Source organism: Acinetobacter sp. TSRC1-2 (assembly GCF_049895885.1).
Classification (GTDB): Bacteria; Pseudomonadota; Gammaproteobacteria; order Pseudomonadales; family Moraxellaceae; genus Acinetobacter.
This window is the reverse complement of sequence record NZ_JAFCTF010000017.1, coordinates 23,536-49,825: the sequence shown is the minus strand read 5'-3', so window position 1 is coordinate 49,825 and position 26,290 is coordinate 23,536. Positions and strand designations below refer to the sequence as shown.

Sequence of the window (26,290 nt, the reverse complement as noted above, 5' to 3'; positions counted from 1 at the left end):
CAATGAAAATAATTTCGATCAATCAACCAGTAAAAATCCACACAAGTTGTTCTTCATAATCTCTTAATGATCTATCTCGCTCTTCGTCAGAGACAAGTTTCAACGCAATAAACTCAACAACTTAACCAAATCAGCTAAGTCCGTTTGCTGTATCGCGTCGGGATGCTGCGTATTCTATACAGTTTATTAAGGGACGCAACCCCTAAAATGATATATTTATCACGCATGTCTGTTTTTTCTACAAAATCAGTGAAAAAACATGTTTTTTAGTCATTTTCTATACTTTTCTGATGAAAAAAATTAGTTTTTTTCAATTTTCTTGGAATTTTATATTTTTAATTACCGTCCTAAATGCTCAATCCCTTCTTGATATACCTATATCTATCGTCAAAATTCCCAATAGAGCTAAAAACGCTATTTACTTAACTCAAATCTACATACACCCGCTAATCCATCTACCTAAATGACCTTTTATCTATAGCTAAGAATATTTAAAACCAAATATTTGTCATGAATGATTCCATCGTTACGAATAACGATCATTGCTTCAAAAAAGTGATTTTTATAACTATCTAGGTGAATAATAACAATCAAGCAGCTGCTTAAAATTGGTTTTATTTTTCTGTTTGAAATGATGCCAACTCAATTTCCATTGCGGCTCTTATTCTTTTAGTGGACTGGCCTTATTGGGCCTTGGTGTAGTTCTGACTATTCGCTCAAATTTAGGCACATTGCCCATTTCATCTATTCGCTAGGTTTACAGCTTTATTGTTCCATTTTTTATAGGAACGCTGACCATCATGATGAATATATTGATGATGGTATTGCAGATGATTATTCTGGATTCTAAATTTTTTAATGATATCAAGGGTTACCACTCCCAGTGGCCCTCATATTTGGTTTTTTGATTGATATCATTCTTGGGTTAATGCTGCCTTGGTCATTCGACAATTACGCCATTCAAGTATTGCTATGCTTATTAAGCTGTTTGATCACGGCATTTGGAGTGTGCTTAGTGGTAAAAGCAAGTTTAGTCTTTTTGACTCGGAAAGCTTTGTATTAAATATTTGCAACTCGTTTTAATTGCAGGAGTCAGCACTTATTTATGTTTACACATTATTATAAGTGGGGGAGAAGGAATCTCTATTACTGCCTTATATATCGGCAACTTAATTAAAATGATTTTACCCAAACTCAATTTCATTGACTTTGACGCCGAAACATCTATCACTCATGAAAAATGAACAAGCTCAGTAAAATCTTCTTAAATGTAGATTTTTTTACTATATAAGTAGTAGGAAAAATGAAATAAATTAAAATTGACTAGGGTCTGTCATCAATTAGGTTGATAAAATCTGACGATTCCTTATTATCATTTTTATGACGAAACGCTATGCATTACGAGATGATCAATGGGAACAGATTAAAGATCTGTTACCTGGACGGAAAGGCACTGTTGGAGTAACTGCAAAAGACAACCGATTATTTGTTGAAGCAGTACTTTATCGGTACCGTTCAGGTATCCCATGGCGAGACTTACCAGAACGCTTTGGTGATTTTAGAGTCATACATACTCGTTTTAGCCGTTGGGCTAAAACAGGTGTGTGGCAGAGAGTTTTTGAAGTACTATCACATAATAGTGATAATGAATATGCCATGCTGGACTCAACCATTGTGCGTGCTCATCAACACAGTGCTGGAAAAAAAAGATCAGGCAATCGGACGTAGTAAAGGTGGCTTAAGCACCAAAATTCATGCCCGTACTGATGCTTTAGGCAATCCTACAGGATTCCATCTCACTGCTGGACAGACCCATGACTTAAGTGGTGCTGATGTGCTACTGGACTTATCCATAAGCCAGACTTGGCTTATGGATAAAGCTTACAATTCTCAGGATCGGGTGATTGATCCGATTCATAAAAACAATGGTCAAGTTGTGATGCCGTCCAAAAGTAATGCGATTGAGCAGCGTGCTTATGACCATCATCTTTATAAGGCCAGACATTTAATCGAGAACTTCTTTGCCAAGCTCAAGCAGTATCGAGGTATTGCAACGCGCTATGACAAATTGGCTCAGAACTTCTTGTCAGCAATCTATCTTGCTTCAACTATAATTTGGCTTAATTGATGACACGCCCTAAATTTTAGATAGAAAAAAAGAAAGAGATCTCTCCCAAAACCTCTTCCTTGGAGTTGAATCTATAGTTCGATCCATGATGTCATTATTATAATTATCGGTAAAAAGTAAAAAAAGTCTCTTGGGGAAGAGACTTAAAACTGTGGAGCTTTTTGTTACACACTTAGCCTCTAGATATGTTTTCTACACAGTGTCTAGATGGATAAATCTTATACATAAGCAAAAGATAATGCAACAGGTTTGGAAAAATTTAACTGTTGTTTTTATAAGGTTTTTTTTGAATTTGCTTATTTAAAATATGAATATACGATATAAGAAACAAAAGCAGGCCAAAGCCTGCTTTTATTTCAATAACTTAAACGAAAGTTTAAGAAATCATTAGTCTGTGAAGGTCACTTTAGCGATCGCTTTTTTACCTGCCTGAATGATGAAAGTTTTATTCTCATTCACCGAGAAACCCGCATCAACCACTTCCCAATCGACTTTTACAGCACCACGTGCCACCGCATCTTTGGCTTGGGCAGCATTTTTAGTTAAACCGGCAGTACGTACAATAGAAGCAATAAACATTTCACCACCAAATTCAGCACGTGAAATAGTGACTTCTGGTGTACCTTCTGGCAGTTCACCTTCCGTAATAATATTACCCGCACCTTTATGCGCATGTTCAGCCGCTTCCGCACCATGGAAACGCTCTACCAGTTCTAATGCAAGGATCTTTTTAATCTCTTGAGGATTGCGACCTTGTTGCATTTCTTTCAATAACACTGCAATTTCTTCCAGTGATTTAAAACTCAGCAGATCAAAGTAACGCTCGATTAAAGCATCTGGCATTGAAAGGACTTTTTGGTACATCGCACCCGGTGCATCAAATACACCAATATAGTTGCCCAAAGATTTAGACATCTTATTCACGCCATCTAAACCTTCAAGAATAGGTACTGTAATACAGACCTGCGCTTCTTGATCATAACGACCTTGCAGCGTACGACCCATCAACAGGTTAAAGGTCTGGTCTGTACCACCCAGCTCGACATCTGCTTCAAGTGCTATTGAGTCATAGCCCTGTACCAATGGATACAGAAATTCATGAATCGCAATTGGTTGATGGTTGTTATAACGCTTGGTGAAGTCATCACGTTCAAGCATGCGTGCAACAGTTTGCTGAGACGCCAATTGAATCAGATCGGCTGCAGTTTTTTGTGCAAACCATTCAGAGTTAAAACGAACTTTGGTTTTATTCGGATCAAGAATTTTGAAGACTTGTTCTTGATAAGTTTTTGCATTTTCCAGCACTTGTTCACGCGATAATGGCGGACGTGTTGCACTTTTACCTGTCGGGTCGCCAATCATTGCCGTGTAGTCACCAATCAGGAAAGTCACTTCATGACCTAAGTCTTGGAACACTTTTAGCTTGTTAATCAGTACAGTATGACCTAAATGTAAGTCAGGTGCGGTTGGGTCAAAACCCGCTTTAATTTTTAATGGACGATTTTCTTTAAGTTTCTTTAACAGATCCTCTTCAGAAATAATCTCATGAGTGCCTCGTTGGATGAGGGCAAGTTGTTCTTCAGCCGGCAGGAAATTTGACATCACAAAACCCAATACATCAGTTATACAATTTGTGCGATATACTAACACTTTTTCAGCATAATGCAGGCTTAACTATCATCATGACAGCGATCTATATTGGGGTAATGACCGGCACCAGCATGGATGGCGTTGACATCGTGGCTGCTTCATTTAATCCATTACAGCTTCATGCCACCCTCACCTTGCCCTTTGATTTGGACTTACGTGATGAACTCATGGCACTGACTTTGCCGGGGGACAACGAAATTGATCGCATGGGCAAAGCCGATGTAGCTCTGGCACAAATGATTGGCCATGGCATTAACCAGCTGATTGAAAAAAATAATTTAGATCGTAGCCAGATTAAAGCCATTGGCTCGCATGGACAGACCATTCGTCACCGTCCTGAACATGGTTTTACCTTGCAAATTGGTGATCCGAATATCATCACTGAAATAACGCAAATTCCAGTGATTTCAGATTTTCGTCGTCGTGATATGGCCGCTGGTGGTCAAGGTGCACCTTTGGTTCCTGCATTTCATCAGGCCTTGTTCCAGCATCCTAGCATTCACCGGGTCATATTAAATTTAGGCGGTATTGCCAATGTCAGCATGTTACCTGCCGGCAATCCAGATGGCGTGTATGGTTTCGATACAGGTCCTGCCAATATTTTAATGGATGCCTGGTGTCATCGTTATACCGGTCAGCCCTATGATGAAAATGGTAACTGGGCAGCATACGGTCAACCGATTCGCAGCCTGCTCGATCGCCTTCAGGGTCATGAATATTTTTCTAAAGAACCGCCAAAAAGTACCGGACGTGAAGATTTTAATCTTGAATGGTTAGATGAACAGATTGCCGACTGGTATAATGATCTAGAATATGATGAGTTAGAAAACACACCGGAAAATGTTCAGGCAACTTTATTAAAACTGACTACACGTTCGATTAAAAAAGCCATTTACCGCTCCGACATGGATACCGGCGAAGTCTATGTCTGTGGCGGCGGGGCCTATAACTCACATTTACTGGAACAGTTGCGTTGGCGTTTACGTAAACACAATTGGTCAGTTCAAACTACTTCTGCAATTGGTTTAGCACCGACATGGGTTGAAGCGACCGCTTTTGCCTGGTTGGCGATGCGCTTTGTCAACCAACAAAGTGGTAACTTGCCTAACGTGACAGGCGCTGCAGGCTATCGTGTTTTAGGTACCATTACCGCTCTATAAATAGCTATTAAAAATGCTTCGCAATAAAGAGGGCCTGCCAAATGCAGACCTTTTTATTTCCAGAATATGATTATTGCATCATCTTCTGGGCATTTTCATTTCTAATTGCACGTAAAATTTGTTGACCTGCACGACCGGTTGGGCTTAAACCCAAACGTGTTTGTTCTTGGCGAATGGCTTGACGGGTTTTGTCACCAATCAAACCGTCTGCTGCACCAATGGCATAACCTTTATTGAGTAAAAATTGCTGAATTTCACGTCGTTCTGCACGCGATGTTCCGGCATCATCTGTTGGCCAGGCTTTGCTGAAACTACCCTGACCCTGTAAACGATCGGATAAATGTGCAATCGCCAAGGCATAACTTTCTGCCGCGTTATAACTATATATAGCATCGAAATTTTTAAAGACTAAAAATACCGGTCCATTTGCTCCTGCAGGTGCCATTAATCCCGCCGAACTACTTTCAGACAAGTTGCCCTGGATTAAAGGACTGCCATCGGCACGAACCACGCCACGACTTACCCAACTACTTAAAGCCTTTTTATTGCGACGCCCTTCACCACTAATCGACATGCCTTCAGGTATACGGACTTCAAAACCCCACGGCATGCCGGTTTGCCAGCCGCGTTTTTTCAAGAAATTTGCGGTCGAAGCCAAAGCATCAGTGGTACTGGAAACCAGATCGCGACGGCCATCGCCATCAAAATCAACCGCGAGCTCTTCATAGGTCGAAGGCATAAACTGGGTATGACCAAATGCACCGGCCCACGAGCCTTTCATTTGCTGCTCGGTTAAATCCCCGCGTTGTAAAATTCGCATCGTGGTAAAGAATTCTCCACGGAAATAACTCTGACGACGTCCCTCACAACTTAAAGTCCCCAACGCCCGTAATAAAGGATAACTTCCTGAAATACCACCAAAGTTACTTTCCACCCCCCAAACCGCAACCACGGTTTCAGCCGGCACACCATAGGCGGCCGCCACACGATTTAAAACTTCACGGTGCTGAGCCAATTTTTGTCGCCCCAGTTGCACACGTTCTTCATCCACTAAACCCGATAAATAATCCCAAATTGGGGTAGAAAATTCAGGTTGATAATTCAGTTTTTCAATCACGGAATAATCAGGCACTAAATTTTGCGTATAGCGATCATAGGTCGAAGCACTTACCCCAGAAGTGATGGCTTGAGTACGTAGATTTGTAATACATTGCTGAAAATTATTTTGGGGGCTAAAAATTGGAGTGGATGATGGGGTTGAAGTGGTCGTAACAGGTTGACCATTAATAATCAGCTCAGCATTGGCTTGAGTCATTGCAAGGAAAACTGAACCTAAAACGAAAGCTAAGCGATGCATAGTATCCCTTTACGATATTTGAATTTAAATTATGTTTTTACCTTACCATTAACCCTTCATAATTTCTGAATCAAATCGTAAATTTAAATTCATTTTCCTTCATTTTAAATTCATATTCTATTTTTAAATTTAAAAACTTATCCACAACCCCTATTTTTAAAACATTTAAATTCAAAAGTAATCAAAATATGAATTTAAATTTATTCCTTTAAATTTAAAACACGGTTTATAAATTCAAACATACTGTTGATAAGTTAATTTTCTTTATTTATATGTTTTTAAATGCATAGAACTTTAAATTCAAAAGTTTGTTTTTAAATTTAAAGTTTAAATTCATATGACAAAGTGCGAGTTTGAATTTAAATTCATATGACTTTAAATTTATTTTTTATCTTTTGAATTTAAAATTTTTTGCATTTTTTATTTATCGTTTTACAGCAGCAAAAATTAAATACAGCACAATTCTATTTGTTTGTTTTTTATGCAACATATTTATAATAGATTGTAAGAAATACATACAGTTATTTTCTATTCTTTCCGATAAACAATGTATTAACCCGAAAGAGGCGCAATCATGCCCGAACTTCAGGCATAAAAAAAGCGGTCATTGGCATGACCGCTTTTTTATCATTCAATCGAAGGATTAAATGCTCATATCTTGAGTTAATGCCAAAGGTTCTGGCAAAATTTTCGCCAATTGACGGCATAAACTCGTTAATTCAGCGCTATCGTTTGGCATTAGCGTGATATGACCAATTTTACGACCTGTACGTTCAGTTTTGTTATACAGGTGCAAATGGGCGCCATTTAAAGCCAAAACATCTTCAGATTTCGGATGCTTGCCAATAATGTTGACCATGACTGTTGGACGAACCACTTCAGTTGAACCCAGCGGTAAACCTGCCACCGCACGAATATGGTTTTCAAACTGCGAGCAGATAGCGCCCTCAATTGACCAGTGACCTGAGTTATGCACACGTGGTGCCATCTCATTGGCATACAAGCCTTTGTCAGTTACAAACAGTTCAAGCGTCAATACACCCACATAATTCAAATGATTGAGCAGGCGAGTGATGTAGTCCTGCGCTACAGGTTGTAAATCTGCACTGTTTGGCGCAGGAACAATTGAATGTGACAAAATGCCATTATGATGGTGATTTTCAGCCAATGGCCACGTTTTCACATCACCATTTTGACCACGCACTGCAATAATTGACACTTCACGCGAAAAGGTCACAAAGCTTTCAGCAATCAATGAACCCGCTGGCCCAAGTTCTACCCACGCTTGATCAATTTGATCGGTAGTACGAAGAACGAATTGACCTTTACCGTCGTATCCACCTGTTGCTGTTTTTAAAACAATCGGCAAACCGAGTTCGGCAACTGCAGCTTTTAAACTATCTAAAGAATCGACTGCTTTATACGGCGCAACAGGAATCTCGAGTTGATCGAATAAAGCTTTTTCCAGCAAACGGTGTTGCGCGGTGGCCAAAGCCTGACGTGGCGGATGCAGTTCTTTTTGCTGGGTTAAAACATCAACATCTGCCAGTGGGGTATTTTCAAACTCCAGACTGAAAACATCTGCGCTTTCGATGAACTGCTGTAAGCCATTTTCAGCTTTGCTTGAGATCACCTGACCCATCGCTGCGGAAGGGCAATCTGTATTGGCTTCAAAGAAGGTACATTGAATATTCAGCGGTAGGGCAGCTTGCGCCATCATACGGCCGAGTTGACCACCACCAAAAATACCGATGGTTTTATCCATAACGTGTGTCCCGTTTTAAGCTTGGCTTTAGATTTGACCAGGAATATTTTTGCTTGCCACTTTTTCAGTTTGCGTAGCACGGAATTGGGCAACATTTTTTGCAATTTCAGGACGTGTTAAACCTAAAATTTGCGCTGCCATAATCGCGGCATTGGTTGCACCAGCAGGACCAATCGCCAATGTACCCACTGCGATACCGGCAGGCATTTGCACGATTGAAAGCAATGAATCAACACCATTCAAGATTGAAGATTTTACGGGCACACCCAGTACTGGTAGATCAGTTTTTGCTGCACACATACCGGGTAAATGCGCTGCACCACCGGCACCGGCAATAATCACCTGAATACCGCGCTCACGTGCGGTTTCAGCATATTCGAATAAACGGTCTGGCGTACGATGCGCAGAAACAACTTCCGCTTCAAATGGGACGCCAAGTTGTTTAAGCATATTGGCAGTGTTTTCGAGAGTTGCCCAATCAGATTGAGAACCCATGATAATTCCAACGAGAGGTTGAGTGTCTGCAGCAGCCGCATTCATTGCAAATATTCCATAAACGAATGTAAGGAAGGATAAATCTCGACAAGTGCCAAGCTTTAAATGAATCACAAGCCCGATATTATAGACTGATTTTTCATCTCACCAAAATTTAACAGATACTTTACTGCTATATTTACGCTGCTTTATAGGTAAATAATAAAAAAATCATCAATTCTAAAAAAGTATTAGATTATTATTTCCAACGAGGCTATGGCGTAAAGGCGACATGAAAGTCGCCGCTGAGCTGTGATAGAAGGAAGTATTGTCAAATCAACAAAAGATTTTTGTTACTTTTGATCTCTCAAAAGTCAAGCCATGCCTCCACAAATTATTCTGGATCATAATCTGAGAGGAAAGCCGTTATGTAACTCAAATTCCAAATAAAATGATCAAGTTTTACTGACTTCTAAAAACAAAATATACACAACCTAAAAGACACAATCCTGCCCATAAATAATCCAGTTTAAAAGGCTGCTTAAACATAAAAATCATAAAGGGTACAAACACTAGCAAGGTCACCACTTCCTGGGTAATTTTCATTTGCCCCACCGCCCAGCCTTGTTGTGCAAGCAGCCGGGTGGCAGGAACCATAAAACTGTATTCCAGAAGGGCAATCACCCAGCCAAATAAAATCGCTTGCCAAAGCGGTGCGCCATGTAAAAACTTCAAATGACCATACCAAGCCAAGGTCATAAAACAGTTAGAAATAACTAAAAGCAGCAGCGGAAAGAACATAGTCAATTTATCTGAAACAATCGTGAATATTTTACGTTTTTTCACTAAAAAAGCATGTCATTTCATCCATGATTTTTCCAGCAAACCATAGCCATATAACAGCGATATAAAACCCATGATGCAATCCTATGAATAGATACAAGAAAGACTATCTTTTCCGCAAGACCCTTGATATCGTTGCTTTCAAATCGAATCAATAATGACACCACCAACAACAACGTGATGTGTCAAAAAAGTAGTGGAGTTAAAACGGAATGCATCTGCATATTTTGGGTATCTGTGGCACCTTTATGGGTTCGCTGGCGTTATTAGCACGTGATTTAGGACATAAGGTGACGGGTTCAGATGCGAACGTCTATCCACCCATGTCAACCCAACTGGAAAATGCAGGTATTACCTTAATGCAAGGCTATGACCGCAGTCATTTGCAACCGCATCCCGATTTGGTGATTGTCGGTAATGCCATGAAACGTGGCATTGATGCTGTGGAATATATGTTAAATGAAGGTTTACCCTATATTTCAGGTCCGCAATTTTTGGCAGATCACGTTTTACAAGGTAAGCATGTTTTAGGTGTTGCCGGTACACATGGTAAAACCACGACGACGACGATGCTGGCTTGGGTACTGGATCAAGCCGGTTTAAACCCGGGCTTTTTGATTGGTGGCGTACCACTCGGTTTTAATGAAAGTGCACGTTTAGGAGGTGGAAAATTTTTCTGCGTTGAAGCAGACGAATATGATTCTGCCTTTTTCGACAAGCGTTCCAAGTTTGTACATTACCATCCTAAAACGGCCATTTTAAATAACCTTGAATTTGACCATGCCGATATCTTTGATGATCTGGCTGCCATTCAAAAACAATTCCACCATCTAGTCCGTACCATTCCTAGTGAAGGTCGTATTATTGCACCGATTACTGAAAGCAATATTGATGAAGTTCTGGACATGGGTTGCTGGACACCAGTGGTTCGTACAAGCTTAGATGCCAATGAAAAAGCATCGCTTTCTGCGGAACAATTATCTGCTGATGGTTCTCACTTTAAAGTGCTAGAGAATGGTGTAGTTAAAGGCATCGTTAAATGGAATATGACTGGGCAGCACAGTGTAGCCAATGCCTTGGCGACCATTGCTGCAGCTGAACATGTGGGTGTTTCTATTGAAACTGCGTGTGAAGCACTTTCAAACTTTGGCGGTGTAAAACGCCGTATGGAACTGCTGGATACGATAAAAGGCATTGAAGTGTATGACGACTTTGCCCATCATCCAACCGCGATTGAAACCACTTTAGACGGTGCGCGTAAACGTTTAGGCGAACGCAAACTCTGGGCAATTATTGAACCGCGTTCCAACACCATGCGTATGGGGAGTCATAAAGATGGTTTGGCACATTCTGCACGTTTGGCGGATGAAGTCATCTGGTATCAACCGGAAGGTCTGGACTGGGATTTGCAACCCGTGATTGACGCTGCACCGAATAAAGCCATTGTGGTCCGTACACTGGATGACATCATCAAAACTGTGGCTCAAGAGGCAGGCGAGGGTGATGCTGTGGTGATTATGTCGAATGGTGGTTTTGGTGGTTTACATCAGAAGTTGATTACAGCTTTAAAATCATAAGTAGCGCAGTATTTAAAAGCCCACATCATGTGGGCTTTTTATTTAAAAATAATTTTGATAGCCCCGATTTTTTATACCCACCCTGGCTTTTGTACTATGTCCGGTTTCTTTCATTTTTAACAGTAAATCGAGAAACTGGTTGATTTGCTGATAATCTAATTGATGCGGCGAGAATTTATCTAAACCCATTCTCTTGAAAAGATTGGTGATTTTTCCATGCTGATTGACATATTTCATAGACCATTGCTTGAAGTGAATCTGTTCAATAACATGATCGGGAAAACGGTAAATCTGATTATGGCGAGCATCTTTCGAAATCTGTGCAAATAGCATTTCAACCTGATTTTGCTCGCCTTCCAAACATTGAAAATAAATCCCTTCTGCATAGTAAAGTACGCCATAAATGGTATGCGCTTGATTAAACGAACGCGCACTTGCCAAAATATCACTTAAATCCTGTAATAGATCATTGCCATCTTCAACACGACTACTGGCATAACACAACTGGGTAAGCATAAAGACCTATTATTATTCAGATGACTCTGAAATTTTCTGAGTGATACAGTTTAATTTTTAAAGTTCATTTCAAAATAATATTGACTGTTTTTTAATCAAATGTAATTTATTTCTTACACACAGCATAGCTTAAAATAACTTATTTTTTACCATTCGGTGTATTAAAATTGATTTAGCCAAATTAAAACAAATAATTACCTAGAATCAGGGGAAAAGCATGTTAAAAAAACTTTTCATCACGATGGGATTAGTTTGTAGCTATTTATGTCTAATCATCATCTTACATCGTAATGGTATTGAAGAAATACTGAACATTGCTATTTGCTCAGGTCTACTTGGCATTTCACTCAAAATTTGGGTTCAAAATAGTCTATATATATGTTCCAGTTTGGGTATTTTGGCTTTATGTTTTTTCTGGGTACAAGAATATGCCCTGCTGGAAATGATGCTAATGACCTCAGTGCTCGGTATTTTTTTAACCCAACTGATCCGCTCTCAAAGCCTGCAATTTAGTAAAACCCAATCCTTATAATCGTCTAAGGATTGGCAACGCTTTTAAGCGTATAACAGAATCATTGAACGATGCAGATGTTAAAGGATGACATCTGCAAAGCTGACGACTCATTAAGACATTTGCTCGACATGGAACATGTTTGGAATCATCTTTAATTATTTTTATAAGCTTATCCATCACAAACCCGCTGAAATAAAATTCCGGATTTATTATTTTTTTTTCGTAGCCAGTTTCACTCTCCCTTCAAATCAGATCTTTCTGTAAGCAAACCTGTACAAGTAATGACTTCATCCATCACTGTTGATAGCTTAGAAAGGCAATCTCTGTGTATTCATGCTCGAGACTTTAATATCCTATTAATACAGCAGAGCCAACGATGAACTTCTTTCATCCTGCCGTTAAGCTTTCCGCCTTTCATTGAATCTAGGGATTTAAATTTTTAAGAAGGAAATGAACGCGATAGCTTGAAAGAGAGGGAATAGAAAAGGAATAAGCAGATGACTACAATGAAAGCCATGGTCTACTATGGCGCAAATGATATCCGTTTTGAAGACCGTCCGATTCCCCAGATTATTGATCCAACCGATGCGGTTATCCGGGTCACCAAAACCACCATTTGCGGTACTGATTTAGGCATCTGGAAAGGTAAAAATCCTGAAATACAGGAACATGCCAAAACCATAAGCGGGCAATTTAATGGCCGCATTTTAGGTCATGAAGGCATCGGAATTATTGAAGAAGTCGGTTCCGCAGTCAAAAATTTCAAAAAAGGCGATCGGGTGATTATCTCCTGCGTCAGCCACTGCGGGACTTGTGAAAATTGTCAGAAACAACTCTATGCTCACTGCCTTAACGGAGGGGGTTGGATTATGGGCTATATGATTGATGGTGCTCATGCAGAATATGTACGGACGCCCTTTGCCGACACCTCACTTTATCCTTTACCTGAAGGTTTAAACGAAGATATCGCAGTTTTTTTATCCGATGTATTGCCGACCTCCCATGAAATTGGCGTGCGATACGGCGATGTCAAACCGGGCGATAGCATTGCAATCGTGGGAACAGGACCGATCGGGATGGGTTGCTTACTTACTTCACAATTCTATTCACCCGCAACCATTATCGCCATTGATATGGATGATAACCGCCTTGCACTTGCCAAAGAATTAGGTGCAACGCATACCATTAATTCCGGCAAGGAAGATGCGATCCAACGGGTACTTGATATTACCGAAGGACGAGGGGTCGATTGTGCAATAGAAGCTGTAGGTGCAGAGCCAACCTGGAATATTTGCCAGAATGTGGTCAAAGAGGGAGGTCATATCGCCAATGTCGGTGTACATGGCAAGCCGGTTAATTTTGAACTGCAAAAGCTCTGGATTAAAAACCTGACCATCACCACCGGTTTGGTCAATACCAATACTACCGGCATGTTGCTGAAAACCTGCTGTTCTGGAAAATTACCTTTGGAACGCTTGGCCAGCCATCACTTTAAATTTGCTGAATTTGAAAAAGCCTATGATGTGTTTAAACATGCCGCAGACGAGAATGCGATGAAGGTGATTATCGATCTTGCTTAATTGGCTCAAAAAACAAAAGCCCAATTTTTTGGGCTTTTTTACATCGCTGCCAACTCAGGCCACCACATCTGTAAAGCTTTTATCGCGTTTAAACATCACATCGACATAAGAACAGGTTGGGACAATTTTCAACCGCTTTTGACGTGCAAATTCTACTAATACATCTAGCAACTGGCGCGCTACGCCATGTCCACGCAAGGCATCATCCACCCAGGTATGATTGGCGATAATTTTATGCTCACCTGTCCAGATATAACTGATTTCTGCAATCCGTTGACCTGAATCATTCAAAGTAAAAAATTCGCCGTTTTGACCATTATCATCATGTTGAAACTGCATAGTTATCCCTCAATTTTTTATTTGACTGACATCCGAATACTTTAAAAATAACTTATTTCAACACATCCTGGATAGATGAATCTTTATCAAAAACCGATTTAGCAAAAGGGCAGAGCGGAATGATTTTGACATTTTTTTCTCGCGCAAAAGTGACTGCACAATCGAGTAATTTATTGCCTATTCCTTGTCCACGCAGGGAATCGTCTACATCGGTATGTTCAATAATAAATACGTTTTCACCCGCCCAGGTATAGATCATTTCCGCTAAATGATGATGATTTTCACCAATGTAAAATTCACCTTTTTTACCATCGTCATTTTGCTTAATTTCCAACATTTTTATTCTCTCATTCAGGTGAATATAAATAAACATGCCATAAATAGCTGCGCAATAGTGTTAAGTTTTTTGTTGTTTCTATAAATGTTTAGCACATTTCATCCTAATGATTAAACTTAACAAGTTTAGGATTTAAGCCTAAACTTTAACGCTACTTATCAAATTATCTGACTATGTCATCTCTATCTTCTGAAACACCACCCAATCCGACCCGGCAATGGATTTGTGTGATCACTTTAGCTTTTGCAGCCTTTATTTTTAATACCACCGAATTTATTCCTGTGGCCTTGCTCAGCGATATTGGTCACAGTTTCAATATGCAAGCCACTGACGTCGGCATCATGATTACCCTCTATGCGTGGGTGGTTGCCCCCATCTCACTACCCATGATGCTGATGACACGGAATATCGAACGGCGTTTTTTACTGATTGCGTTATTTTTCGTATTTATTGTCAGTCATGGCGTATCGTATTTCGCCTGGAACTTTAATGTGCTTTTGGCCAGCCGCATCGGCATAGCATTTTCACATGCGCTGTTCTGGTCGATTACTGCTTCTTTAGCGGTGCGTGTTGCCCCGAAAGGTAAAGAATTTCAGGCTCTGGGTTTACTGGCGACAGGCACAGCTTTAGCGATGGTATTGGGAATTCCATTTGGTCGCATGATTGGTGAAGCATATGGCTGGCGCAATACCTTTGCTTTAATTTCCCTTGGTGCGGCAATTGTCTGTCTGACCCTGGCAAAAACCCTACCGAAACTGCCCAGTGTCAATTCAGGTTCACTGAAAAGTATTGGCCTCTTATTTAAACGTCCAAGTCTGGTGATCGTGTTTGCTTTAACTATTATTATCATTAGCGCGCAATTTACCGCTTATAGTTATATCGAACCGTTTACCCTGAATATTGCCCATTTTAGTTCTAGCCAAACCACGACTTTATTGCTCATTTACGGCGGTGCAGGTTTTATTGGTTCTTATCTGTTTGGTAAATTTGGTAATCAATATCCCAAAATTGCGATTCCTTTAAGCAGTGCTTTATTGGCGATGTCCATGTTACTCATTCTGCCACTGGCGCAAGGTTTTAACAGTTTAAGTATTCTGAGCTTATTTTGGGGCATGAGCATCATTTGCTTTAGCCTGGCGCTGCAAGCCAAAACCCTGAACCTCGCTTCAGATGCTACCGATGTCGCTATGGCAATTTATTCAGGTCTTTATAATGTCGGTATTGGCGGTGGTGCATTATTGGGGGGAATAGTCACGGCACGTTATGGTTTAAGTCAGATTGGCCTGGTAGGGGGCTTGATTGCTGTCTTGGGTACAGTATTGGCATGCATTTTAGTGCAACGTAAAGACTTCATTAAAATGTAAGTAGAGTAGATAAAATTTGCACAATTTACATAAATATGCGATTCTTCTGCCATATTTGGATTAGATCCAAAACAAAATTGAGTTGAACAAGGGGAGTAGCCTCCTCCAAGCGTCCTTAGAAGCAATTCTGGCGGACGTGTCAGAATATCGTCATTACACTTTGCAAAAAGTCGGTATCTGAGCATCTGAAATTACAAAATATTGGTATTCAGATGTAGGCAAGACCTTGATCATGTTGACACAGATGTTTAAATCATCTGGCAACAGGTCAAGGTTTTTTTATGGCCAGTTGTCGGGTGTGGAGATTTTTTTATGGAAACCATCGGCAATCCTTGGTTGTATCTGGCATTTTTTGCGATGGTGGCAGTGATGCTCATCATCGACTTCATTGGCTTCAAACACAAAGAAGACCAACCGGTTAAAATTAAATCAGCAGCCTATTGGAGCATTGCCTGGGTCAGTGTGTCCATGCTGTTCGCTGGCGGTTTATGGCTTTATTTGCAGCAAACAGCGGGTGTTGCTTTAGCCAATCAAAAAACCATGGAATATTTCGCAGGTTATCTGTTAGAGAAATCACTGGCGATTGATAACGTATTTGTCTGGCTAATGATTTTTTCTGCCTTTGCTATTCCTCCCGCATTACAGCGTAAAATTTTACTCTATGGGGTACTGGGCGCTATTGTATTGCGAACCATTTTTATTTTTATTGGCGCGTGGTTCGTTCAGGAATTCTCCTGGATCCTGTATATTTTCGGTGCCTTCTTAGTCTATACCGGCTTTAAATTTCTTCAAGGCCATGAAGAAAACCCGAATATCGAAGATATGGCCTTACTCAAGTGGTTACGTAAACGTATGCGTATTACGCCGCAGCTAGAGGGTCATAACTTCTTCGTGCGTCAAAACGGTGTGCTCTGGGCCACGCCATTATTCTTGGTATTGATTTTGGTTGAAGCATCTGATGTGATTTTTGCAGTGGATTCTATTCCGGCTATTTTTGCAGTGACCAGTGATCCCTTTATTGTGTTAACCGCAAACTTAATGGCTATTTTAGGCTTGCGTGCCATGTTCTTCTTATTGGCAGGTGCTGCATCTAAAATGCATTATTTACCTTATGGCCTCGGGATTATCCTGCTGTTTATTGGTTTCAAAATGCTAATGCTCGATGTGTTCCATATGCCAATCTGGATTTCACTTGGTTTTATTGTGATTGTACTGGCGATTACCACCTGGTTATCAGTTCGCTACAACAAACAGCAAGAGCAACTGTAACCTTTAAATAAAATGATCAGCCTTCCATCGCATAGCTGGAAGGCTTTTTATTGCATCTTTTATAATTTATGAGCACTTTTTCCAATCCTAAATATCAGGTTTAATTTATAGGACAGGGGCAGGCTTAAAACTGATGGGATGGGGTTTAAAGGAAAAAATTCAGGTACAATCAATCGAAAAAATGAGAAATTAAAAGGTTATTGCATGTCTCCTCTTCAGGCTCAACGCGCCGTTCGTGGCCGCTTTCTTGATCTTCAACACACTGTCACTCAAGCCTCAGACATTGCCCCAGCCATCCGTTATGTTGAAGATGGCTTGCTCATCACTAATGCGGGAAAAATCACCTGGTTTGGAACATGGCAAGAAGGGCAGCATTTGCTGAATCAAGATACGCCCCTTGAACATTATCCTGAGCAACTGATTGTGCCGGGGTTCATCGATACGCATATTCATTTTCCACAAACCGAAATGGTGGGTGCCTATGGGGAACAGTTATTACAATGGCTGAATACCTATACATTCCCCACGGAATTGCAGTTTAAAGACAAAGCCTATGCCGATAAAATCGCGCAATTTTTTGTTCAGGAATTATTAAAAAATGGCACCACGACCGCTTTAGTTTTCTGTAGCGTCCATGCCGAATCAGTCAACGCCTTATTTGAAGCCGCAGAACAGCATCAAATGCGTTTAATTGCCGGCAAGGTAATGATGGACCGTCATGCTCCTGATAATCTGTGTGACACAGTAGAAAGTTCTTATAAGGACTCTAAAGCCCTAATTGAAAAATGGCATGGCAAAGGTCGTAATCTGTATGCGATTACTCCACGTTTTGCACCGACGTCTACCCCAGAACAACTTGCAAAAGCTGGGCAGTTAAAAGCTGAATATCCTGAAGTTTATGTACACACTCATTTAAGTGAAAACAAGAATGAAATTGCCTGGGTTAAAGAACTCTTTCCAGAACAAAAAGGCTATCTGGATGTGTATCACCACTATGGCTTAACAGGGCAGCGCTCGGTATTTGCCCACTGTGTCCATTTAGAAGATGCCGAATGGGACTGTATGCATCAGACCAACTCGGCGATTGCCTTTTGCCCAACCTCAAATCTATTCTTGGGCAGTGGTCTATTTCCTTTGAAAAAGACTTGGGAAAAACAGGTCAAAGTCGGCTTGGGTACTGACATTGGTGCCGGCACTTCATTTAACCAGCTGCAAACTTTAAATGAAGCCTATAAAGTGCAACAGCTTCAGGGCGATAAACTCTCTGCATTTGAGTCCCTGTATCATGCGACATTGGGTGGAGCCAAAGCCTTGGATCTGGACGATAAACTGGGTAACTTTCATCTAGGTAAAGAAGCTGATTTTATTGTGTTAAATTTAAAAGCCACAGCCCTTCAGGCACTGCGCCAAGAGCGCGCCAAAAGTATAGAAGATGCTTTATTTGCACTGATGACCCTGGGTGATGATCGTAATATTCAGGCGACTTATATTTATGGAGAACTGGTATATGTCAAAGAATCAGACAACAAAAACATCCCATAAAAATATTTTCCTGTGGATTGGAATAGGTCTGGCTTGTGCTGTGTTGCTTAAGCGTGATACCCCACAAATCAAGGCTTGATTACATTTTCAGCCGCAAAAAGGATGCATCTCTTGAGCAGATGTATTAAAATTAAAACATCTTTAGAGGTGTTGCTGGTCAACACCTTTTTTATTTTTTGATTTGCTTTTAGGTATCTACCCATGACCGTTCATATGAGCGTAATGATCTCAGCTGAAGAAATTCACGCTAAAGTCAAAGAGCTTGGTGCAAAAATTGATGCTCACTATGCCAATAGTGACAAAGAACTTGTTCTGATTGGTTTACTGCGTGGTTCAGTCATTTTTATGGCAGATTTATGTCGTGCAATTGCTAAACCGCATGAACTCGACTTTATGACGGTATCAAGTTACGGCGGCGGTACGGTTTCAACGCGTGATGTCAAAATTTTAAAAGATCTGGACGGCGAAATTCGCGGTAAAGACGTGCTCATTATCGAAGATATTATTGACTCCGGAAATACCCTCAGCAAAGTTCTGGAAATTTTGAGCACGCGTAATCCGAACTCTATTGAACTGTGTACCTTAATCAGCAAACCTTCACGCCGTGAAATTGAACTTGAAGTGAAATTTTTAGGCTTTGAAGTAGAAGATAAGTTTATTGTCGGTTACGGCTTGGACTATGACCAGAAATATCGTCACATTCCATTTATTGGTGAAATTGGTCTTTAAGATTGATCTCTTATATTTAAAGTGGTCACAGGCCACTTTTTTTATGTGCTGTATTTATTGCTAAACAAAAAAACAACAGTTTTTAGCAGGACTCAACTGTTTCCTTTTGCATAAATGATTAATTATAAAAATGAAAGCGTAATGAAAGTATATAAACAAACGATAAATGGAGAAGACATATGTGGACACTTATAGTTGCCATCGTAGTAGGTTTTATTGCAGGCTTAATTGCGCGTGCTATTCATCCTGGAAATGATAAGTCAGGATTTATTGTGACCGCCTTGTTGGGTATTGCCGGTTCTTTATTAGCGACTTACGGTGGACGTTTACTCGGCCTTTACGATGAAAACTCGGCAGCAGGCTTTATTGCTTCCGTGATCGGCGCCCTCATTATTTTGTTCATTTATAATATGGTCACTAAAAAATCACGCGTTTAAATGTTGATTTAAAATAATCAATCTCAGAATTAAAAAAAGCACCTGATCAGGTGCTTTTTTTATGGTTCTATTGAGAATTTACGATATTTATAAACCTAATTCTTTCCAGATTTGTTCAATTTCTGGCGCAGAACGAACACCCATCACTTTAAAACCATTAGAGAAAATAATTGCAGGGGTTCCGTTTAAACCTAATGATTTGCCCAAACTCAAATTACGCTCAATTGGGTTGGCACAGGAACCTTTAGAACTCGGTTGAATCCCTTTACTGATCAGATTTGACCACGCCAAAGCTGGATCTTTTTCACAAAACACCTGTTTCGAAACAGTAATAGATTGGGTTTTGATTGGATAAATAAAGGTATAAATGATGACATCATTTAACTTGTTTATTTCAGTTTCAAGTTGTTTGCAATACGGGCAATTTGGGTCAGAAAAGATTGCGATCTGGCGTTTCTCAATACCTCGCACACTTTTTACCGCATCCTGTAAAGGCAATTTTTTCCAGTCAATACTGTTTTGTTTAAGCACTAGATCTTTGGTCAAATTTTTCTGATCACTTAAACGGTACATTGAACCAACCAGAATATGTTGCACATCTTCACCTATATACACCACTTGACCATCCATTGAGCCGCTATAAATGCCTTTCATATCGGTGGCTTGAATATTTTGAATGTTCAATTTCGGATGTTGTTTGATAAGGTTGCTTTTAACCGTATCAACATTCGCCAAGCTTAAGCTTGAAATAAAACTGACCAGGGCAAATGCCAATGTTTTTTTAATCATCTTCTTTTGCTCGTAAATTCCAATTGTTCAACGCGATTCTACTTAAAATTTAACGAGAGATTCAGTTAATTTTAGAAGTCCTTACTTAAACCCCACACATTTCATCATCAAGGTTTCACGTGGAACACTGAGATGATTTATAGCGGATTTATTTCAACCGACACATGTACAATTTCATCATGGATAGATAATGCTTCACGGACTTGGTCTGCATTCAAATTAGAGTCTGTTGCCAAAGCCAAAATGCAGGAAAATTTTCCTTTGCCCACTTTCCAGACATGCAGGTCAGTAATTTCAACCCTAGAGAATTCATCAATCACTTCTCGAATTTCCTCAACGACGGGATGATCCATTTCTGCATCAAGTAAGGTTTTTCCTGTGTCCTTGATCAGGCCAATGGCCCATTTTGCCACCAGAATTGAACCTGCGATTCCGAGTACTGCATCCAGAAAACCCCAATCTAAACACTTTGCAGCAAACAGCGCAATAATGGTAAATACTGAAGTCACTGCATCTGCCACCACATGCATAAATGCCGCTTTCTGGTTTAAGTCATGATGTGCATGAGCGTGCTCATTTTTATGTTCGTGGTGAGGGTGAGGGTAATCATCATGCAGTAACCATGCGCAGATTAAATTAATCACAAGCCCAGAATTGCAATGGGAATAGCCTGGTTATAATGAATATCAATCGGGTTGAAAAGTCGTTCTATCGACTGGAATGCCATAAATATCGCCACCACCATCAACAAAATCGCGCTGCTATATCCGGCTAAAATTTCAATTTTCCAGGTGCCAAAACTGAATCGGGCATCATCTGCATAATGGCGCGCAGAACGATAGGCAAAATAAGCCAGTCCTAAGGCCAGCATATGCGAACTCATGTGCCAACCATCAGCAAGCAATGCCATAGAGTTGTAAATCCACCCCCAATCACTTCTAATAGCATCATCACTACCGTTAGAATAGTGGCCAATAGAATACGTTTTTGTGCGAGTGGATTACCTTCATCAAACTGATGAGCGTGTGTTCTGGTCAATGGGGTTTTTTGCATAATCTTAGTGTTTAAATATACTCCCTCATAGTATATTTATTTTTAGAGTATGGGGTTGAGTCACTTACATCAAGATAAGAAAATTCAGAATCGAGTCAAACGTTTACAAGAGCAGATTAACGCCGTGGATCAGGTCTTAAACAACCCTGACCCTTCATGTATTACGGTATTACAGCAAGTTGCTGCCATTAAAGGGGCTGTAAATGGTCTCATGAATGAATTGATCGAATCGCATTTGCGTCATCACGTGATTGGTGAACAGACTGAAATTAATGAGCAGCAGCTGGCTGAATTTTTAAAATTATTAAAGCGTTATAGTTAAATGATTTACATCTTCTAAATTGACCTCTAAGGCTGATAAGAATTAATCTATAATTCTTCTTTTCTTCTGTAAATATTCGCTATTTTCCACATAATCTAGCGGCTGTTTCTGTGACCCTACATGACGACTCAACAATCATGGCAACCATTTTTAATGGTCAGCCTGGCACTTTGTATTGGAACCATTGGAACCGCGCTTGCTAGTCCCTTATACCCGATCTATCAAGAGCTGTGGCATTTATTACCCAGCCATATTACTTATATCTTTGTCGCCTATATGTTCGGCTGTCTGGCGACCTTGTTATTTTTAGGTCGAACCAGCAACAGTTTCGGTTTTATACGTACATTACAAATCGGTATCGTGTTTGTGATATTGGGCTTAGCACTTTCCTCTGTTGCATCAAATGCACTTTGGCTGGGATTAGGTCGCTTTATTATTGGCATTGCTTCCGGACTGATCAGCACCTCGGCAATGCTCGGGTTAATTACCACTATTCCAGACAGTCATAAGCAAAATGCACCACAATTAAGTTCGATTATTACCGTGATTGGTTTTGGACTAGGGCCGTTTATTGGCGGGCTGATTGCCCAGTTCTCTAGCCAGCCGTTAGTTACCCCTTATTTGCCGATTATTGCCGCTGCGATTTTATGTTTTTTTGGTTTATTTCTGGTTAAAGTTCCCCAATTCAGAGCCCAGCCTTTTTCAATTGCACCACGTTTAGAAGTACCAGCAGCCCAGCATCAATCCTTGTTTTTTATTGCCGGCTTGACTGCATTCAGCGCTTTTGGGGCCTTTAGTTTATTTGCATCCTTATCCCCATCTTTTTTAAAAGATCTGATTCCCTGGCATGGACCTTTGGCCAGTGGTACAGCGATTGCCAGTATTTTACTGGTTTCTGCAATAGTACAATTTTTTGCTAAAAATTTACCGGCTGCCAAAAGCTTGAATCTAGGGCTAATGACTTTAGTGGTGAGCTTCATTCTACTGAGTTTATGCATGAGTATGCAGTGGAGTATTTTGTTCTTTATCAGTGACATTTTGGTCGGTGTAGGGCATGGGCTAGGGTTATTGGGTGCATTCGGTTTAATTCATCAGATGACCACCATGGATAACCGTGCAGCTGTGATGTCGACCTATTTGTTTATTGGTTACTTGGGCACGATTGTACCGATTATTGCAGTGGGTTATTTAGCCGATCATTTTGGTTTAACCATTGGGGTTTTAGGATTCTGCCTAGGCGTTGGTTTGCTGTGTCTTGCACTGATATTTTGGCATAAGAAAATTTCATCATAAAAAAAAGCCTTCATTTGAAGGCTTTTTTTAAATCGATTGGATTACTTTCCAATACAGAACGATCCAAAAATTTTCCCTAATAAATCATCTGCACTAAATTCACCGGTAATTTCAGACAAGGCATTTTGTGCCAGACGTAAAGATTCAGCCACTAACTCGCCTGCTTGATACACCACCAACTGCTCATGCGCTTCTGCCAAATACACCTGTGTACGCTTCATTGCGTCCAAATGACGGGTACGCGCAATAAAGGTATCTTCTTCTGGCTGGAAGCCTGCATGCGCTGTAATCGCCTCTATAAGCGATTGCACACCTGTTTCCTGCTTGGCAGACACCGTGATATGACGAAATCCCTGATAATCGCTAATCTCAGCTGCTGTACCCGTTAAATCACATTTGTTGGCAATCAACATTAAATGGCGCGGTTCCAGATGTTCCGCAAAATAGTTTTGGGCTAATTGCAGGGGATCTTCGCCTTGGCTTAAGTCATATACCAACAGCAACAAATCGGCTTGTTCAATTTCTTTAATCGCGCGGCGAATCCCTTCTTTTTCGACAATATCGCCGGTTTCACGTAGACCTGCAGTATCGGTCAGGGTTATCGGCAAGCCATTTAGGGTGATTTTTTCATGCAGGACATCACGGGTAGTACCAGCAATATCGGTGACAATGGCACGTTCATTTCCGGCCAAAGTATTCAATAATGAAGATTTACCCGCATTCGGTTTACCGGCAATCACCACCTGTAAACCTTCACGCAGCAACTGGCCCTGGCGGGCAGACTTTTGCACGGCAGTGACTGAACTTTGCACATCTTCCAGCAAAGCCAAAATTTTACCATCGGCCAAAAAATCGATTTCTTCTTCAGGAAAATCAATGGCAGCTTCGACATGCAAACGTAGATGAATTAACTTTTCTAATACGGTGTTCACTCGGGTCGAGAACGCCCCCTGCAGTGAACGTACTGCAGAACGGGCAGCGGCTTGTGAAGTCGCATCAATCAAATCGGCAATTGCTTCAGCTTGCACTAGATCCAGCTTGCCATTTTCAAAAGCACGCATGGAAAATTCACCGGCTTTGGCAGCAGTTGCACCCAATTCCAGCAAGCGACCTAATAAAGCATTTTGAATCACAGGTCCTCCATGACCTTGCAGCTCCACCACATCTTCACCGGTAAAGGAGTTTGGGTTTGGAAAGCAAATTGCCAAGCCTTCATCCATGACTTCGCCAGCTGCATCATAAAACTGACGGAAACCGGCAAAGCGGGCTTTAGGTAAAGCCTTTTGCGTCAAAGCTTCTGCAATGGCATAGGATCTTGGACCTGACAGACGAATTACCCCTACACCACCACGTCCGGGCGGAGTTGCAATTGCAGCAATCGTTGTTCGGTTTTGCATAAAATTCACCTAAAAAACCCCAAATCACAGCCAAATAAAAATCCGCCTAAGATTACCATCTTAAGCGGATTTATTCAGCTATTCGCAATCAGTCGTTACTTAAACAACTTCGCGTTTTGCTCGGTCTTTCTCAACAGCTTTGTTGATCAAACTTTGCTGCAAGATAGTAATACTGTTGTTGACAATCCAGTACAACACCAAGCCCGCAGGGAAGAACAACATAAATACGGTAAAGATAATCGGCATGATTTTGAAGACTTTCGCCTGCATCGGATCAGCCGGTTGCGGATTTAAAGACTGCTGAATGAACATGGTCAAACCCATCAATAAAGGCAGGATAAACCATGGATCCATTGCAGATAAATCTTGAATCCAGCCTAACCACGGTGCATGACGAAGTTCTACAGACTCCATCAATACCCAGTACAAGGCCAGGAAAATCGGCATTTGTAAAAGCAGGGGCAAGCAACCTGATAATGGATTGACTTGTTCACGTTTATACAGCGCCATCATTTCTTGTGAGAAACGCATACGGTCTTCACCGAACTCTTCTTTCATGCGTTGCATTTCAGGTGCAATCACACGCATTTTCGCCATAGAGCGGTAGCTCTTCGACGACAATGGCCAAAGAATCAGTTTGACCAATACAGTCAACAAGATAATTGACCAGCCCCAGTTGCCTACAATGTTATGGAAGAATTGCAGACCCAGGAACAATAACTTTGCAATTGGCCATAACCAGCCATAATCCACGGTTTGGTTTAAACCAATCGCCAGATCTTTCAATTCAGACTGAATTTTAGGACCTGAATAGAACGTTGCATCCAACTCAGCCGCAGTACCTGCAGGTACATTGATCATCGGTGAAGTAAAACCAATAATATTCATATTATCAGTTGATTGACGCGATTCTAATTTCGCACTATACGGCTGACCATTGGCTTGAGTCAGTTTAAGATCACCTGGAATCCAAGCACTGACGAAGTAATGTTGAACAACTCCAACCCAGCCACCTTTCGCTTCAACATTCAATTTTTCTTCATTGAAGTTGGCAAATTTAAGCTTGTTGTAGTGTTCATCAGGCGTACCCCAAGCCCCACCCAGGAATGTGCCTAGGGTGAAAATACCTTGGTCTGATTTACCTGGATCATCCGAAGTATCACGTTTGATTTGACCAAACATTTGACCTTGCCAGTTCTGAGCACTACGGTTCACAACTTTATGGTTCACAATAATCGGGTATTCACCTTGTTTAAAGGTAAATGTTTTGATGATTTCTACACCATCAGCCGTTTTATAAACCATCGGCACAGATAAAACTTTAACAGCTTTACCATCTTTGGTTTTTTCAGCTTTTGCATCAGCCAAAGTATAAGCTGCTTTTTCAACCTCATACACTGGACGCCCATTACGGTTGCTGTCCGGTCCATTTAAACCAATCAAGCCAGACTGAGCAACGTAAGTACGTTTTGCATCGCTTTCCAGCATGACAAACGGTTCATCACTGTCTTTATTTTTATCGTGGTTCAATAATTCAATACGAACAATGTCACCACCTTTAGGATTAATCCAAAGATGATAAAGGTCAGTTTGTACTGAAATAAGCTGTTGACTTACAGGTGCAGTGGCATCTGTTGTAGTTTGCTGAGTTGCAATATTTGCTTGCGGCACGTCAGACGCTGCTGGAGCTGTTTGACCATTTGGCAAGTCTGCAGATACTTCATGCGAAACCACGGCAGCTTCTTGCTGCGGTTTAGTCTCTGCATGACCATAATCTTTTTGCCAAGCCAAAATAAGCAAATATGCGACGACAAACATAGCCCCTAGAATTGCAAACCTGGCCCATTGTTGCATA

The 26,290-nt window shown here is 40.7% G+C and carries 22 protein-coding genes and 2 pseudogenes; 12 read left to right on the top strand and 12 right to left on the bottom strand.

The features are described 5' to 3' along the window. Positions 1 to 1,380 precede the first annotated feature (1,380 nt). A pseudogene (locus ACP69Y_RS15330) lies at positions 1,381 to 2,128 on the top strand (IS5 family transposase). 387 nt (positions 2,129 to 2,515) lie between these two features. Here ACP69Y_RS15330 and tyrS read toward each other — a convergent pair. Beyond that, positions 2,516 to 3,730 carry a tyrosine--tRNA ligase gene (gene tyrS, locus ACP69Y_RS15325; RefSeq protein ID WP_425919323.1) on the bottom strand — a complete coding sequence of 405 codons (1,215 nt, stop codon included), beginning with the start codon at positions 3,728 to 3,730 and terminating at the stop codon, positions 2,516 to 2,518. Between the two features lie 80 nt (positions 3,731 to 3,810). Between tyrS and ACP69Y_RS15320 the strand changes: the two genes are divergently transcribed. Further along, on the top strand, positions 3,811 to 4,938 hold the full coding sequence (locus ACP69Y_RS15320) for an anhydro-N-acetylmuramic acid kinase (protein WP_425919322.1): 1,128 nt from the start codon (positions 3,811 to 3,813) through the stop codon (positions 4,936 to 4,938). A 70-nt stretch (positions 4,939 to 5,008) separates the two neighbouring features. Here the strand turns inward: ACP69Y_RS15320 and ACP69Y_RS15315 are convergent, their stop codons facing one another. From ACP69Y_RS15315 to ACP69Y_RS15300, 4 genes are all read right to left on the bottom strand, one after another. Continuing rightward, positions 5,009 to 6,295, bottom strand: a complete 1,287-nt coding sequence (locus ACP69Y_RS15315; protein ID WP_425919321.1) for a lytic murein transglycosylase — start codon at positions 6,293 to 6,295, stop codon at positions 5,009 to 5,011. Between the two features lie 643 nt (positions 6,296 to 6,938). Continuing rightward, the gene (locus tag ACP69Y_RS15310) at positions 6,939 to 8,060 is read right to left on the bottom strand and encodes a 5-(carboxyamino)imidazole ribonucleotide synthase (protein ID WP_425919320.1); all 1,122 of its coding nucleotides are present in this window, start codon (positions 8,058 to 8,060) and stop codon (positions 6,939 to 6,941) included. A 27-nt stretch (positions 8,061 to 8,087) separates the two neighbouring features. Then, a complete protein-coding gene (gene purE, locus ACP69Y_RS15305; RefSeq protein ID WP_425919319.1) occupies positions 8,088 to 8,600 on the bottom strand; it encodes a 5-(carboxyamino)imidazole ribonucleotide mutase in 513 nt (170 codons plus the stop codon). A gap of 396 nt (positions 8,601 to 8,996) precedes the next feature. Next, positions 8,997 to 9,335, bottom strand: coding sequence for a DMT family protein (locus ACP69Y_RS15300; protein ID WP_425919329.1), 339 nt, complete (start codon positions 9,333 to 9,335; stop codon positions 8,997 to 8,999). 254 nt (positions 9,336 to 9,589) lie between these two features. On the opposite strand from ACP69Y_RS15300, the gene mpl reads away from it, so the two are divergent. After that, complete coding sequence (gene mpl, locus ACP69Y_RS15295; RefSeq protein WP_425919318.1) at positions 9,590 to 10,954, top strand: UDP-N-acetylmuramate:L-alanyl-gamma-D-glutamyl-meso-diaminopimelate ligase; 1,365 nt, start codon at positions 9,590 to 9,592, stop codon at positions 10,952 to 10,954. Between the two features lie 42 nt (positions 10,955 to 10,996). On the opposite strand, the gene ACP69Y_RS15290 is transcribed toward mpl, so the two are convergent. After that, positions 10,997 to 11,470 (bottom strand): BLUF domain-containing protein, encoded by a 474-nt coding sequence (locus ACP69Y_RS15290; protein WP_425919317.1) that lies wholly within the window; start codon positions 11,468 to 11,470, stop codon positions 10,997 to 10,999. A gap of 217 nt (positions 11,471 to 11,687) precedes the next feature. On the opposite strand from ACP69Y_RS15290, the gene ACP69Y_RS15285 reads away from it, so the two are divergent. Next, positions 11,688 to 12,002 carry a hypothetical protein gene (locus ACP69Y_RS15285; RefSeq protein WP_425919315.1) on the top strand — a complete coding sequence of 105 codons (315 nt, stop codon included), beginning with the start codon at positions 11,688 to 11,690 and terminating at the stop codon, positions 12,000 to 12,002. 479 nt (positions 12,003 to 12,481) lie between these two features. Continuing rightward, positions 12,482 to 13,564 (top strand): zinc-dependent alcohol dehydrogenase family protein, encoded by a 1,083-nt coding sequence (locus ACP69Y_RS15280; protein WP_425919314.1) that lies wholly within the window; start codon positions 12,482 to 12,484, stop codon positions 13,562 to 13,564. Between the two features lie 54 nt (positions 13,565 to 13,618). On the opposite strand, the gene ACP69Y_RS15275 is transcribed toward ACP69Y_RS15280, so the two are convergent. Continuing rightward, positions 13,619 to 13,903 carry a GNAT family N-acetyltransferase gene (locus ACP69Y_RS15275; RefSeq protein ID WP_425919313.1) on the bottom strand — a complete coding sequence of 95 codons (285 nt, stop codon included), beginning with the start codon at positions 13,901 to 13,903 and terminating at the stop codon, positions 13,619 to 13,621. Between the two features lie 52 nt (positions 13,904 to 13,955). After that, positions 13,956 to 14,240 carry a GNAT family N-acetyltransferase gene (locus tag ACP69Y_RS15270; protein WP_425919312.1) on the bottom strand — a complete coding sequence of 95 codons (285 nt, stop codon included), beginning with the start codon at positions 14,238 to 14,240 and terminating at the stop codon, positions 13,956 to 13,958. Between the two features lie 173 nt (positions 14,241 to 14,413). On the opposite strand from ACP69Y_RS15270, the gene ACP69Y_RS15265 reads away from it, so the two are divergent. From ACP69Y_RS15265 to ACP69Y_RS15245, 5 genes are all read left to right on the top strand, one after another. Continuing rightward, positions 14,414 to 15,604, top strand: coding sequence for a sugar transporter (locus tag ACP69Y_RS15265; protein ID WP_425919311.1), 1,191 nt, complete (start codon positions 14,414 to 14,416; stop codon positions 15,602 to 15,604). 312 nt (positions 15,605 to 15,916) lie between these two features. Next, the gene (locus ACP69Y_RS15260; RefSeq protein ID WP_425919310.1) at positions 15,917 to 16,873 is read left to right on the top strand and encodes a TerC family protein; all 957 of its coding nucleotides are present in this window, start codon (positions 15,917 to 15,919) and stop codon (positions 16,871 to 16,873) included. Positions 16,874 to 17,077: 204 nt separating this feature from the next. Next, a complete protein-coding gene (guaD, locus tag ACP69Y_RS15255; protein WP_425919309.1) occupies positions 17,078 to 18,415 on the top strand; it encodes a guanine deaminase in 1,338 nt (445 codons plus the stop codon). A gap of 201 nt (positions 18,416 to 18,616) precedes the next feature. Further along, the gene (hpt, locus tag ACP69Y_RS15250) at positions 18,617 to 19,144 is read left to right on the top strand and encodes a hypoxanthine phosphoribosyltransferase (RefSeq protein WP_425919308.1); all 528 of its coding nucleotides are present in this window, start codon (positions 18,617 to 18,619) and stop codon (positions 19,142 to 19,144) included. Between the two features lie 179 nt (positions 19,145 to 19,323). Beyond that, positions 19,324 to 19,581, top strand: a complete 258-nt coding sequence (locus ACP69Y_RS15245; RefSeq protein WP_425919307.1) for a GlsB/YeaQ/YmgE family stress response membrane protein — start codon at positions 19,324 to 19,326, stop codon at positions 19,579 to 19,581. A gap of 87 nt (positions 19,582 to 19,668) precedes the next feature. Here the strand turns inward: ACP69Y_RS15245 and ACP69Y_RS15240 are convergent, their stop codons facing one another. Together ACP69Y_RS15240 and dmeF are read right to left on the bottom strand one after the other, a co-directional pair. After that, on the bottom strand, positions 19,669 to 20,370 hold the full coding sequence (locus tag ACP69Y_RS15240) for a DsbC family protein (RefSeq protein ID WP_425919306.1): 702 nt from the start codon (positions 20,368 to 20,370) through the stop codon (positions 19,669 to 19,671). 81 nt (positions 20,371 to 20,451) lie between these two features. Then, positions 20,452 to 21,423, bottom strand: a pseudogene (gene dmeF / locus ACP69Y_RS15235) (CDF family Co(II)/Ni(II) efflux transporter DmeF). A gap of 55 nt (positions 21,424 to 21,478) precedes the next feature. Between dmeF and ACP69Y_RS15230 the strand changes: the two are divergent. Beyond that, positions 21,479 to 21,745, top strand: a complete 267-nt coding sequence (locus tag ACP69Y_RS15230; protein WP_425919304.1) for a metal/formaldehyde-sensitive transcriptional repressor — start codon at positions 21,479 to 21,481, stop codon at positions 21,743 to 21,745. A gap of 153 nt (positions 21,746 to 21,898) precedes the next feature. After that, a complete protein-coding gene (locus ACP69Y_RS15225) occupies positions 21,899 to 23,038 on the top strand; it encodes an MFS transporter (protein WP_425919328.1) in 1,140 nt (379 codons plus the stop codon). A gap of 41 nt (positions 23,039 to 23,079) precedes the next feature. On the opposite strand, the gene mnmE is transcribed toward ACP69Y_RS15225, so the two are convergent. Both mnmE and yidC read right to left on the bottom strand, forming a co-directional pair. Beyond that, the gene (mnmE, locus tag ACP69Y_RS15220) at positions 23,080 to 24,435 is read right to left on the bottom strand and encodes a tRNA uridine-5-carboxymethylaminomethyl(34) synthesis GTPase MnmE (protein WP_425919303.1); all 1,356 of its coding nucleotides are present in this window, start codon (positions 24,433 to 24,435) and stop codon (positions 23,080 to 23,082) included. Positions 24,436 to 24,534: 99 nt separating this feature from the next. Then, positions 24,535 to 26,289: a membrane protein insertase YidC gene (gene yidC, locus ACP69Y_RS15215; RefSeq protein WP_425919301.1), complete on the bottom strand. Its 1,755-nt coding sequence runs from the start codon at positions 26,287 to 26,289 to the stop codon at positions 24,535 to 24,537. Position 26,290 lies beyond the last annotated feature (1 nt).